Origin of the sequence: Acerihabitans sp., assembly GCF_036398755.1 — a bacterium.
Lineage (GTDB): Bacteria > Pseudomonadota > Gammaproteobacteria > Enterobacterales > Enterobacteriaceae > Acerihabitans.
Window position 1 is genome coordinate 1 of sequence record NZ_DASWOM010000080.1, and the last position, 13233, is coordinate 13233.

Consider the following 13233-nt stretch of genomic DNA (forward strand, 5'->3'; position numbering starts at 1 on the left):
AGTAGTGAGCTTGTTATTTAATCCTTAGCCGAAAATGACATTTCTCCCGGTAAGTGCATGCCACGTAGAACCCAAAAAAAACCGTTTCTCCAACAGGCGATGGTGTTGACCTTGTGCCGGCATAGAGTGCGCCGGCAGTGCGGTATCACGGCTGGATGAGCCGCCGGGAGCGGCGAAAGTCCGGCTTGCGTCTGGAACGCATGCCGGACGGTCCAACAGCCGGGATGCTGCGCTGCCGGGGACCGCGCAGCGGCGCACGACCTGCCGGACGCGCGGAGGTCAAGGAGGGTGGCGCGGTCCACCCTCCTTGTCGCTTGCCGGCACCCGGCACTACATATATATGCCGAACGCACGGCAAGCGAAACCCACGCCCAGGCAACATGCAATCCCCCGCCTGCGGCAAGCGAAACCCTCCCCCACAGGCCGTTATTTATACGCCAGGCGCAACAAGCGCCTGATCGCCCGTTTTACGCGTTGCTTGATATCGGTCTTGATAAACCGGTAGATGCTGCGGTTGCCCGTCTCCTGACGGTTGCAAAGAATATCGGCGTTTACCGCCCTGATGTTTTCAGCGTTGAAACTGTAATGATGATGCGCGCACGGACATTGCGTGGATAAGCCTCTCATGGCGCAGGCCGTGATCGGACAAAACGGATTCGCCGCCTGCGCTGCCGGGAATCCTATCCCTAGATAATATGCGGGTAAGGCGGGCTGAATCGGCGGCGCCGATTTCCTGGCATTCTCCATTGATTGAAATAATATCATTATTGTGAACAATAATAAAACCGGGCATATAATTACCCCGAGTTGATATTTCCTGATGGTCATGAAATAACTTACCTGCGTTTTGCCTGTGCCGTTGTCGGCTCCCTTTTCATCAGAATCAGGTTCTGCATGCGGGAGATGTTTCTACCATCCTCTGCCGGTAATGAGCTCACCATGGGTAAATAATCTAAAAAAATATGATTAAATAAACAATATCAATAATAAAAAGGAGTCAATCATATGCATCACAAACCATTGTATAAATGATAATTTATAGCCTGTAATACTATTATCCCGTCAATCTACAATATTATTCAGCCGATGGGAATCTTGCAATGGTGATGCTGCGAATTTCTTGGATAACAATCATAAAACTGAGTATATGTTATCATTAATTTTCTTATATTTTTGACGTTTTATTTATTAGCTGTGGGTTATTATTTAATATTGAATGAACAATCTGATTCAAATATTTTTTTATCATTAATAGCTAATAAAAAAGCCGGTTTCCCGGCGGCGGACCACGTTGCCGCCGGGAAACCGGCCATCAGGACGGTCAGAGGGTTTTACCGGCCCCAGGCGTGCCGGCCGCCATGGCCTTGACTTCACCTATGGCTTTTAATTTTTTGGACAAATCGCGGCGTTCTTTCGACAGTTCGGCGTTTTTGATGATGTAATCATCAACGCGATCTTCATAGTCGGTGCGCATGCTGGCGATGATGGCCTGTACTTCCTCAATGGTCATTCCCGGCTTGAGATAGTCGCTCAGGTTATCCAGCAGCAGCACGCGCTTCTGGTTATCGCGGATTTTTTTCTCGTTATCGGCAATTTCACGCTGCAACTTATTTTTACGGCGAAACATTCGCACAAACTCCAGGACATCCTGGAACGAAGGCTTGATGTGATCCATGTCAATTTCCTTGCTAAAGTCATAGGTTGAAAACGGTGCGCAAACGCATAGTCATTACCTTACAGAGTAGCAGCTATCCGGTGCAATGGCATTTAGCTATTTTACCCGCTTTTGCCGCCGGGCCATAATTCATTCTTCCTGCTGCGGCAATGGCTTACGCAGCGCCTGGCAAAGCAGTCGCGCCAGCTGTTCCAATTGCTGCGTCAGCTTCAGGCTCAGCCAGACGTAGCCGAATATCGGCGCTTCCACCTCGTTACGCTGGCTGGCCTGCGCCATTAACAGCTTGAGTTCAGCGGCGATAACCGCCAGTTCGCCGCTATTGGCGACAATCGGCGCCGGATTGCCCTGGCGCAGCGCGTCAGCCAGCGTCACCAGCGCCCGCAGCGTCACCATTTGCGTGCTGCGCAAGGTGGTGGCGTTAAGTAAAATAAAGTGGCTCTCGCGCGAGGCCCACCAGGCGTCGATTTGCAGCTCCAGCACGCAGACAATATTACGGCTCAGGTCCTGGATGGCGTCAAACACCTCTTTGGCCACCGCGCTTTCCTTGCTGGCCGGCGTCACCAGGGTACCGGTTTTGCCTACGTCGGCCAACAGCCTCTTTAAACGCCCGTCCAGGCGGGGGCGCTCGATAATATTAGGCGAAAGATAGGCGGCGTAGATCTTGCTGAAGGCAATCAGGCTGAAGCTGGTCTTCATGCGCCAGTGAATAAACGCCCGCTGCGGGTAGATACTGGTAAACAATAGCGCCAGGAGCGAACCGATAATCACGTCCCCGCTGCGCCATAGGGCGGTTTGCATATCTCCCGCGCCGGCGCCGCAGACCACCGCCAGGGTGATGCCGATAAGCAAAGCCAGGTACGGGCGCTTGCCAAGCGTCAGGTAACCGCAGATAAACATCACCAGGCCACACCACACCAGCATCAACGGCAGAGAGTAAAGCTCCAGCCGCAGGCCGATAAGACCCGACGCGGCGCCAAACACGGTGCCGATAATGCGCTGTATCGCCCGCTGCAGCACATTGCCCCAAAAGGATATCGGTCCCATCACCACCACCAGCGTGATAAGCGGCCAGGTGCCCTCCGGTATGTCCAACAGGCGGATAATCATAAAGGTCAGCACAAAGGCCAGGCCGATGCGCAGGCCGTGGGCAATGCGGTAATGCTGGTAAATGGTATGCTCGAGTGAGGAAATTTTTCTATCCAAACGCACGGGAAATAGACCTGGTAACGCGAAGCGGGAGGCCTAGTTTAAAGAAATTAACTGCTTTTCACATCAATAATTAGTCTTACATATTTCAAATTGTAAGCCTGCCGCTATAAACAACTCTTTTCTCTGCGGGTATTATTTACTCGCTATAATTGTATGGGTATAAATATTTTACTAATCATTGTCTTCGCTAGTTTGCAACCGCGCCGACGGCATACCGGACAATGGCCGCAGGCAAGGCTTGATGGCCCCTTGGTCATCAGGGGAAAGGTCTCATTCCCTTACAACTTTTTACATTGCGGGCAACACTCTACGTGGCGATGGAAACTATTTAAAAACAACAATATAGACACTATAGTGCCGTTTTTTTTCAAATCGGCCGCCCGGATTTTTCCGGACCAAAGGAACCGATACCATCGTAGGTTACGTAATTGTTAGCAACATATTCATAATTTGCTATAAACAAGAATCCTTTATAGTCATAGGGTTTATCACCCCGGTTCATCCTGTCAAAAGCGGCAGATAACAGCGCGTTGCCTCAACGGGGCCGCCGCAAAAAAATGGGAAGCATCTATGCGCAAAAGAAAAAAAACGCTACCGGGGGTAACCCGCAGGCAGCTCCTTTCCTATTCCGCCGCGACCTTGGCCATCGGCGCGGGCGCCGGCGCCAAGGCGGCGACCTTGACCGGCGCGCCGGGCTGGCAACCGTTCGCGCACAATCCGGTGGAAACCTTTGCCGATGCCGACGGCGGCTGGCTGTTTTTCAACCCCAAGGAAGTGGCGACGCTTGAGGCCATGGTGGAGCGGTTTATCCCCGCCGACGAGCTGAGCGTCAGCGGCAAAGACGCCGGCTGTGTGGTATTTATCGACCGCCAGATGAAAAGTTTCTACGGCACCTTCGCCCGCCTGTACCGTGAAGGCCCCTTTCAGGAAGGCACTCCCGAGCAGGGCGATCAATCCCCCCTGGTGCCACAGCAGCGCTATCGCATCGGCCTGGCGGATTTGGAAGACTATTGCCGGACAACCTTTCAAAAAACCTTTCCCGAACTGCCCGCCGAACAGCGGGACCAGATCCTGACCGGCCTGGAAAAAGGCGATATCAAGCTTGCCAATATCGACGGGAAACTGTTTTTCAAACAGGTGCTGGACAACACCATGGAAGGCTTTTTTGCCGACCCGATGTACGGCGGCAATCGCGATATGGTGTCGTGGAAAATGATTGGTTTTCCCGGCGCCCGCTATGATTACCGCGATCTTATCGAACAGCATAATCAAGATCTTCATTTAACGCCGGTAAGCATTGGCGGCAGTGAGCAATGGAAAACCAAGGGATAACCCCATTATGGCAAAGAAACTCCCCAAAACCGATGTGGTGGTGATAGGCCTGGGCTGGGCGGGATCCATTATCGCCAATGAACTGACCGACGCCGGCCTGGAAGTGATCGCCATCGAACGCGGCCCGTGGCGCGATACCGCGCGGGACTTCAACGTCGCCTCGGTGACCGACGAACTGCGCTATAACCGCAGCCAGGAGCTGATGCTGCGCACCAAACAAAATACCATCACCATCCGCAACGATCCGTCGCAAACCGCGCTGCCCATGCGCAGCTGGGGATCCTTTCATCCGGGCAACGGCACCGGCGGCGCCGGCAATCATTGGGCCGGCATTACCTTCCGCTTCCAGCCGGAGGAGTTCCGCCTGAAAAGCCATTTGCTGGAACGCTACGGCGCCGACGCCATGCCCGAGGAGCTTACCCTGCAGGACTGGGGCACCGACTGGGAGGAAATGGAACCGTTTTATATGCAATTCGAGCGGCTGGCGGGCACTTCGGGCTACGCCGCCAACCTCAACGGCGCCAAGCGCGACGGCGGCAACCCCTACGAGGGCATGCGCTCCGGCGAGTACCCGACGCCGCCGATGAAGCAGCCCTACGGCCCGACGTTGTTTGCCGAAGCAGCCAGGAACCTGGGTTACAAGGCATTTCCGGTCCCCTCGTCCCTGGTCTCGCAGGCTTATACCAACTCGCTGGGCGTTGCCATGGGGCCTTGCAGCTATTGCGGTTTTTGCACCAACTACGGCTGCGCCAACTATTCCAAGGCCAGCGCCATTACCACCGTGCTGCCGGTGCTGGTCCGCAAAGACAATTTTTCCGCGCTGACCAACAGCGAAGTCATGAAAGTCACGCTCGACTCCACCGGTAAACGCGCCACCGGCGTGGTCTATATCGATTCCTCCGGCGATGAATGGGAACAGCCCGCCGACCTGGTGATCGTCACGGCCTTTACCTTTGAAAACGTGCGCCTGATGCTGCTGTCGGGTGTGGGCAAACCCTACGATCCCATCACCAATACCGGCACCACCGGGCGCAACTACGCCTACCAGACCGCCAACTCGGTGCAGCTGTTTTTTGATAATAAAAACTTCAACCCCTTTATCGGCGCCGGGGCGGTCGGCATGGGCATTGATGATTACAATAATGATAATTTCGATCACAGCGGCCTGGGATTTTTCGGCGGCGGCAGCATCCGCGTCACGCCGATCGGCGCGGCGCCGATCGGCTACCACCCCACCCCGCCCAGCGCCCCGACCTGGGGCAGCGAATTTAAGCGCCAGGTGAAAAATAACTACCTGAGCAGCATGAGCATCGGCTGCGAGGCCAGCAGCTACAGCACGCGCACCAATTATCTTTCCCTGGATCCCAATTATAAAGATCCGCTCGGCAGGCCATTATTGCGCGTAACCTTCGATTTTTCGGCCAACGATCTGAAGATGGCGGCCTACTGCACCGGCAAAGTCGGTGAGATAGCCAAGGCGATGAATCCGCGCGAATATTACCTGCGCCCGATGAAGGGCCACTGGAATTCGGCGCCCTATCAGTCCTCGCATATCGTCGGCGGGTTTGTGATGGGCGCGGATCCCGCCACCAGTTCGGTAAACAAGCATCTGCAGGTCTGGGATGTGCCGAACCTGTTTGTGGTAGGCGCCTCCGCCTTCCCGCAAAATCCCGGCTACAACCCCACCGGCACCGTGGGCGCGCTGGCGTTCAAGGCCGCCCACGCCATTCGCAACCACTACCTGCAACGCCCCGGGGAGATGATCACCGCATGAAAAAGCTGATTTCATTTTACGCCGGCCTGCTGGCGCTCACCGCCTGGACCGGACAGGCCCGGGCGCAGCCGGAATACGATCAGGTGGCAAAGGGCCGTTACCTGGCGGTGGTGGGCGATTGTACCGCCTGTCACACCACGGATGCCGCCAAACCCTTCGCCGGCGGGTTTCGCATCGACACCCCCTTCGGCGCGTTGCTGGGCGCCAATATAACGCCGGATGTGGAAACCGGCATCGGCAAATGGACGTTCGACGATTTCCAGCGCGCCATGTCGGAAGGGATAGGCCACGGCGGCAAACGCCTGTACGGCGCGATGCCGTTTACCGCCTATACCAAAATGTCCCGTGAGGACAACCAGGCGCTGTGGGCGTACCTGCAAACCCTGCAACCCGTCCATCACCCGGTGGAATCCAATCAGTTGCCGTTTCCGTTTAATATCCGTACCAGCCTGATTGCCTGGAACTGGCTCAATTTCGATAAGGGCGCCTTTACGCCCGATCCGAAACAATCCGCCGCATGGAACCGCGGCGCCTATCTGGTGCAAGGTCCCGGTCACTGCGGCACCTGCCATACGCCGAAGAACCTGCTGGGCGGCGACAAAAACGCCGACTTCCTCCAGGGCAACAGCCTGGGCGCCTGGTGGGCGCCGGATATCACCAATAACGACCATACCGGCATCGGCAAATGGCGCGAGGAGGATCTGATTGCCTACCTGCGCACCGGCGTCAACCGCTTCGATATCGCCTCCGGCCCGATGGCGGAAGAGGTTGAGCACTCTTCCCAGCACTGGCACGATGACGACCTCAAGGCGGTGGCGGTCTATCTGAAATCGGGCGACGCCTCCAACGCCAAAGCCCCGACAGCCCTGGCCGCCGATGACGGCCGGATGGTGGCCGGCAAGGCGATTTATTTCGATCGCTGCTCGGCCTGCCATAATTCCGCCGGCACCGGCGAGGCCAATATCTTCCCGCGGCTGGCCGACAATCCGCTTATCCGCGCGCCCAACGCCGCCTCGTTGATAAACGTGGTGCTGGCCGGCAGCCGGGCCGGCGCCACCGACAGCCGCCCTACCGCGCCCGCCATGCCCAGCTTCGCCTGGAACCTGGATGACGGCCAGGTGGCGAATGTCCTGACCTATATCCGCAACAGCTGGGGCAACGCCGCGGCGCCGGTCAGCGCCGACGACGTTAAGGACATGCGTAAAACGCTGCGGCCCTGAGGCGTGGCGGCACCGGTTAGCCGGTCGCCTGGGCGCCGGCTTTTCCCGTTAGGCCAACGGGCGAAGCCGGCCTGAGACAAAGGGTCCACCCTGGGACCAAATCCGTCTCTCTCGTAATCCGCCATCGGGCGTGGCGGGTCATATCCTGTTGTCCGCCATCGCGTGTATGGCCCAAGTATCCGCCATCGGGCAATCTTGCCGCCGTTGCCGGGCGTAATATCAACGTTGTCCGGGAAAAGTCGGAATAGGCGCGCCAAATCAATCTCGTTATTTCCTTACGGCCACTTCACTAATTAAACATCCAACTGATGCAATAGGTTTTGTCAAATAATGACTCATTTACTTAAAATCATTATTAGTAGCACACCTATCTACTAAATAATTAATTACACATTAACCACTATGTAGTTCGATTTAATGCATATTAATTAACAGGTTAAGAATTAAACTGCTATTTTTAATCTCAAGGCACTATTACCGATGTTAAATTTGGGCTATGATTAGCCAAATAAATCCTTAGAATGGATTATCCGGCGTGTTATCACATAATATATTTCGCCGCTATTATTAACACTAGTTAAATAATATACCTGCACATATGATAAATATCTCAAGTTCTTTAGCCTGGAGACTGGTTTTCCTGTTGAGCGGCTTATTCTGGTTATGCGTTATCGGCTTATTCGCCTGGCTTTAATAGCGCACTAAGGCTGCCCGCGCCGATCGGCGGCGCGGGCGAACCGTTATTTCACCAGCGGCAACGCCTGGTACGGCACTTCGGTATCGCTGCGGTTATCCTGCCGATAGGCCTGGTAGGCCGAGCGCAGGCCGAACAGCAATATGCTTATCATGACAAAAATAAACAATGCGGTTAACCCGGCGTTCAGCTGATTATTAAACACCAGCCTTCCCATTTCCTCCATGGTTTTGGCCGGTCCGATAATCTGGTTCTGATCGATGCCCACCTGGTATTTGCGCGCCAGGGCAAGAAAACCCACCCGGGGGTCGTCGGACAAAATTTTCATCAGCCCGGCGGTGGTGGTGCACACCAGTAAAAATGCCATCGGCACGCCGGCCACCCAGGCGTAGACATGGCGTTTCATCTTGAACAGCACGACAAAACACAGGGTCAGCGCCATGGCGGCCAGCATCTGGTTGGCGATGCCGAACAGCGGCCACAGCGTGTTGATGCCTCCCAGCGGATCCACCACGCCCTGGTAAAGGAAATATCCCCAGGCGGCGACGCACAGCGCGGTGGCGATAATATTGGCCGCCAGCGAATCGGTGCGCCGCAGCGACGGCACCGCCACGCCCAGCAGATCCTGAAGCATAAAACGTCCGGCGCGGGTGCCGGCATCCACCGCGGTAAGGATAAACAGCGCTTCGAACAAAATGGCGAAATGATACCAGAACGCCATGCTGATACTGCTCACGGCCTGGCTAAGGATATGCGCCATGCCGACCGCCAGGGTGGGCGCGCCGCCCGCCCGCGACACAATGCTGGTTTCCCCCACCGAGTGGGCATAGTCGGTCAGCATCTGCGGGGTGATTTCAAACCCCCACCCGCTGACCGCGGCCGCCGCCGCTTCAACCGTAGTGCCGCCCAGGGCCGCCGCCGGGCTGTTCATGGCAAAATAGATGCCCGGATCGATTACCGATGCGGCGATAAGCGCCATAATGGCGACAAAGGACTCCATCAGCATGCCGCCATAGCCGATAAATGCCGCCTGGGTCTCGTTTTCCAGCATTTTGGGCGTGGTGCCCGAGGCTATCAGCGCATGAAAACCGGACACGGCGCCGCAGGCGATGGTAATAAACAGGAATGGAAACAGCGTACCCGACCAAACCGGACCGGTACCGTCGATAAAGCGGGTCATGGACGGCATTTCAAGGGTCGGGGCGATAAAAACGATGCCGATGGCCAGCCCGACGATGGTGCCGATCTTCAGGAAGGTGGACAGATAATCCCGCGGCGCCAGCAGCAGCCACACCGGCAGAATGGATGCCACGCCGCCATAGATAATCAGCGTCCAGGTCAGCTGTTTGCCGTCAAGCGTAAAGAACGGCGCAAGGGTTGGGCTGCGCGAAATATCGCCGCCGTATATAATGGCGGCCATCAGCACGATAAAGCCGATAACCGAGATCTCGCCGATTTTACCCGGCCGGATAAAGCGCAGGTAAATTCCCATGAAGATCGCCAGCGGAATGGTACAGCCTACGGTAAACGCGCCCCACGGGCTATTGGTCAGGGCCTTGACCACGATAAGCGCCAATACCGCCAGGATAATTATCATGATCATAAAGGTGCCGAACAAGGCAATCACGCCGGGGACCGCCCCCAACTCCTGTTTGATTAAATCACCCAGGGATCGTCCGTCCCGACGGGTCGACACGAACAGCACCATAAAATCCTGCACCGCCCCCGCCAGCACCACGCCCGCCAGGATCCAGATCATGCCGGGCAGGTAGCCCATTTGCGCCGCCAGCACCGGCCCGACCAGCGGTCCGGCCCCGGCAATGGCGGCAAAGTGATGGCCGAACAGCACATATTTGTTGGTGGGAACATAATCCAGCCCATCGTTATGGCGATAGGCCGGCGTCATGCGCGTCGCGTCCAGCCGCAGCACGCGGCGGGCGATAAAACGGCTGTAATAGCGGTAGGCAATAAGATAGACCGCCACCGCGACGACCAGGATCCACAACGCGTTAATCTTCTCGCCGTTATGCAGGGCGATAACGCCCATCCCAAAAGCACCGGCAACAGCTATCAATACCCAAACCAGATGGGAAGCAATATTTCGCATACGCCCGCTCCTTTATAATTTATTAGCTATCTAAATAAAACGCCGTGCAGGAATGACTGAAATGTTTTATTACTATTTCTCATAACATTGCTTAAACAGTTTGGACAGGCGCAAATCTCATAAATGTGATCCGCCAGGAAAGCTTGAACTTTCTGCCGCTGAAAATCAGACATCGGCTATAATTTTGCGCGGCAAAAAACAACCCGGCCCGCGCCGCTCGAGGCCGGGCGCGCCATAAGGGCGATTGGCTTGGGCGGCAAAAAACCGGATAACAGATCACAGGGGAGCGATGGGTAAATAAGATATGTCGCGGCGGCCAAGCCGGACCCAAGGTCCGGCCAAGCATTTTTTATTTTTTGAGCGTCTTGCGAACCAGCAGCGCGGCAATGGCCGGAATGCCGAACACCAGCGCGAAAAACGGCAGTTCTTCAAGCAGGGTATAACCGGCGCGGAACACGCCCATGCCAAGGTTGGCCAGCGAAATGACCAGCCAAAGCACCATAAATGACTTTACCGCCGTCGACACGGCCGGGCGGCCGATAAAATGCGCGCTATAGGCAAACAGACCGAGCAGGACCAGACCCGTCACCACAATAATTAATGTATGCATGTGTAATTATCCGTAAAAAATGTCACGTTCGCTGGCGAATAACCGGCGCGGCGCGGGGCAAACGCCGGAACAAGGCTTGTGGCGCATGCGCCGCCATACCGCCGCCGCCGCGGTCTCAGGCAAAGCGCCGTCATTAGCGGGTCAACCGGGTGGGGTTTAGCCGTTAATCATGACATAATAAACCGATAATTCCGATGGTAGCCACCTTATGCCATCCACTTAAACGGACCCTAAACCACCGTGGCCAAAACTGCTAAGCAACCGACCTTTCTGGTGCATGATTACGAGACCTTCGGCAAGCATCCGGCGCTGGACCGGCCCGCCCAGTTCGCGGGTATCCGCGTCGGCCTGGATTTCGAACCGCTGGAAGAGCCGCAGGTTTTTTTCTGCAAACCGGCCGATGACTACCTGCCGGAGCCTGAGGCGGTGCTGATCACCGGCATTACCCCGCAGCAGGCCGCCCGCGAAGGGGTCAGCGAAGCGGAATTCGCCCGGCGCATCCATGCGTTGTTCAGCGTGCCGGACACCTGCATCCTCGGATACAACAATATCCGTTTCGATGATGAAGTGACGCGCAATATTTTTTACCGCAACTTCTACGATCCCTATGCCTACGCCTGGCAGCAGGGCAATACGCGCTGGGACCTGCTGGACGTGATGCGCGCCTGCTACGCCCTGCGCCCGGAAGGCATTAACTGGCCGCTTAACGATGACGGTTTGCCCAGCTTTCGCCTGGAACACCTTACCCGGGCCAACGGCGTGGAGCACGCCAACGCCCATGACGCCATGGCCGATGTCCACGCCACGCTCGCCATGGCGAAGCTGGCCCGTCGCGCGCAGCCGAAGCTGTTTGATTACCTCTACCAGCACCGGGGCAAACAAAAGCTGAAAAGCCTGGTGGATATCGCCGCCATGAAACCGCTGGTCCATGTCTCGGGCATGTTCGGCGCCGGACGCGGCAATACCAGTTGGATTGTGCCGCTGGCCTGGCACCCGCTAAACCAAAACGCCCTGATCGTCTGCGATCTGGCCGGCGATATGGAGGTGCTGCTGGAGCTGAATGCCGATGAGTTGCGAACCCGCCTGTATACGCGGCGCGAAACGCTTGGCGAACGATCCGCGGTGCCGGTTAAACTGGTGCACATCAATAAATGCCCGGTGCTGGCGCCCGCCAATACGCTGCGCCCGGAGGACGCTGAACGCCTGGGTATCGACCGGCAGCGCTGCCTGCAAAACCTGCAGGTGCTGCGCCAGCATGCCGGCGTGCGGGAAAAGGTGGTGGCGCTGTATGCCGACGCCGAGCCTTTTGCCGGCGCCGATAATGTCGACGCCCAGCTGTATGATGGTTTTTTCAGCGACGCCGACCGCGCGGCCATGGACATTATCCAGGCAACCGATCCGGTTAACCTGCCGGCGCTGGATATCAGCTTTGTCGACCCGCGCCTGGCGCCCCTGCTGTTCCGCTACCGGGCGCGTAATTTCCCCCACACCCTGGATGACGGCGAGCAGCAGCGCTGGCTGGCATACCGCAAAGGTCTGTTTACCCCGGAAACGCTGCAAGCCTATGTGGAAAATCTTGAACGCCTGTATGCCGAACACGCGGATGATGAACAGAAAACCCGCCTGCTAAAGGCGCTGTTTGATTATCTCCAGCAGCTATGACGCTCCCGCGCGTCATGACAGGCGCATCGGCATCAGCGCCGGATCGGGATACAGGTACTCAAACCCCAGCTCACGGCAAATCAGGCTGCCATCAATGATTTTACCGGTATCGCGCGCCTTGCCGTCACCGGCCTGGTCGTCCAGGTATTCAGGCGGGGTCAATGCAAGCTCCCTGGCCCTGGCCGGGTAATACTCGCGCTTGGCCGGATGGCCCGGCGCGCAGATATTGTAAATATGCCCGCCTTTAGGCAGCTTGAGCAGCAGTTCGATGGCGGCGATGACATCCGACTGGTGCACCAGGTTAACGCCGTGCGACCCGCCCGGCAGCGCGGTCTTGCCCGCCAGGAACCGGCCGGGATGGCGACTCGGCCCCACCAGCCCGGCAAGACGCAGAATATCCACCGAGGTATTGGGCAGGCGATGCAGCCAGCGCTCCAGCTCCATCAGGCACTTGCCCGCGGGCGTCGCCGGCGCCAGCGCGCTGTCCTCGCGCAGCAGGCCTGCCGCGTCGCCATACACCGAGGTGGAGCTGGTAAAGATAATACGCGGCACGGCAAACGCCAGGGCGCTGTCCACCACCTGCTGCACCGCCAGGAAATACTCGTCGGCGCGCGCCATCGTGCGGCCCGCCGGCAGGGTAATCACCAGCGCGTCCACCTGGAACAGCGCCGCCAGGTCGTCCTGCCCGGCGTCGATTTCCGGCGTCAGCACCAGCGGATAGCACTCCACTCCGCACATCCGCGCCGCCTCGACGCCGTCCGGCGTGGTTTTACTGCCGACGACCCGATACCCCCTGGCTAGCAGCGCTAACGCCAGCGGCATTCCCAGCCAGCCTAAACCGACAATGGCGATTTTTTTCATATTCCTTCTCCCTTTGGCGCCTGGTAGCTTAAGGCTTGCCCCCTGCACGCTTTGTTCCGCATGATATTGCGCATGATGACCCGCGTGGC

Annotated in this window: 9 protein-coding genes; 4 read left to right on the forward strand and 5 right to left on the reverse strand. The window is 57.0% G+C overall.

Annotated features, from left to right (window positions below; translation table 11 throughout):
- Positions 1-1321: 1321 nt before the first annotated feature.
- The gene (locus VGC33_RS13190) at positions 1322-1675 is read right to left on the reverse strand and encodes a DUF496 family protein (protein ID WP_331121223.1); all 354 of its coding nucleotides are present in this window, start codon (positions 1673-1675) and stop codon (positions 1322-1324) included.
- A gap of 129 nt (positions 1676-1804) precedes the next feature.
- On the reverse strand, positions 1805-2884 hold the full coding sequence (locus VGC33_RS13195; RefSeq protein ID WP_331121224.1) for an FUSC family protein: 1080 nt from the start codon (positions 2882-2884) through the stop codon (positions 1805-1807).
- Between the two features lie 570 nt (positions 2885-3454).
- Here VGC33_RS13195 and VGC33_RS13200 point away from each other — a divergent pair.
- Genes VGC33_RS13200 through VGC33_RS13210 form a run of 3 tightly spaced genes read left to right on the forward strand, consistent with a single transcriptional unit; the run spans position 3455 to position 7210 of the window.
- Complete coding sequence (locus VGC33_RS13200) at positions 3455-4216, forward strand: gluconate 2-dehydrogenase subunit 3 family protein (RefSeq protein WP_331121225.1); 762 nt, start codon at positions 3455-3457, stop codon at positions 4214-4216.
- A gap of 7 nt (positions 4217-4223) precedes the next feature.
- A complete protein-coding gene (locus VGC33_RS13205) occupies positions 4224-5990 on the forward strand; it encodes a GMC family oxidoreductase (RefSeq protein WP_331121226.1) in 1767 nt (588 codons plus the stop codon).
- Positions 5987-7210 carry a c-type cytochrome gene (locus VGC33_RS13210; RefSeq protein WP_331121227.1) on the forward strand — a complete coding sequence of 408 codons (1224 nt, stop codon included), beginning with the start codon at positions 5987-5989 and terminating at the stop codon, positions 7208-7210. Before VGC33_RS13205 ends, VGC33_RS13210 begins: the two co-directional genes overlap by 4 nt.
- A 740-nt stretch (positions 7211-7950) precedes the next feature.
- Here the strand turns inward: VGC33_RS13210 and VGC33_RS13215 are convergent.
- Together VGC33_RS13215 and VGC33_RS13220 are read right to left on the reverse strand one after the other, a co-directional pair.
- Positions 7951-10011: a carbon starvation CstA family protein gene (locus VGC33_RS13215; protein WP_331121228.1), complete on the reverse strand. Its 2061-nt coding sequence runs from the start codon at positions 10009-10011 to the stop codon at positions 7951-7953.
- A gap of 349 nt (positions 10012-10360) precedes the next feature.
- Positions 10361-10621 carry a hypothetical protein gene (locus VGC33_RS13220; RefSeq protein ID WP_331121229.1) on the reverse strand — a complete coding sequence of 87 codons (261 nt, stop codon included), beginning with the start codon at positions 10619-10621 and terminating at the stop codon, positions 10361-10363.
- A gap of 240 nt (positions 10622-10861) precedes the next feature.
- On the opposite strand from VGC33_RS13220, the gene sbcB reads away from it, so the two are divergent.
- Positions 10862-12283: an exodeoxyribonuclease I gene (gene sbcB, locus VGC33_RS13225; protein ID WP_331121230.1), complete on the forward strand. Its 1422-nt coding sequence runs from the start codon at positions 10862-10864 to the stop codon at positions 12281-12283.
- A 12-nt stretch (positions 12284-12295) separates the two neighbouring features.
- Here sbcB and VGC33_RS13230 read toward each other — a convergent pair whose 3' ends face one another.
- Positions 12296-13144 (reverse strand): SDR family oxidoreductase, encoded by an 849-nt coding sequence (locus VGC33_RS13230; RefSeq protein WP_331121231.1) that lies wholly within the window; start codon positions 13142-13144, stop codon positions 12296-12298.
- Positions 13145-13233 lie beyond the last annotated feature (89 nt).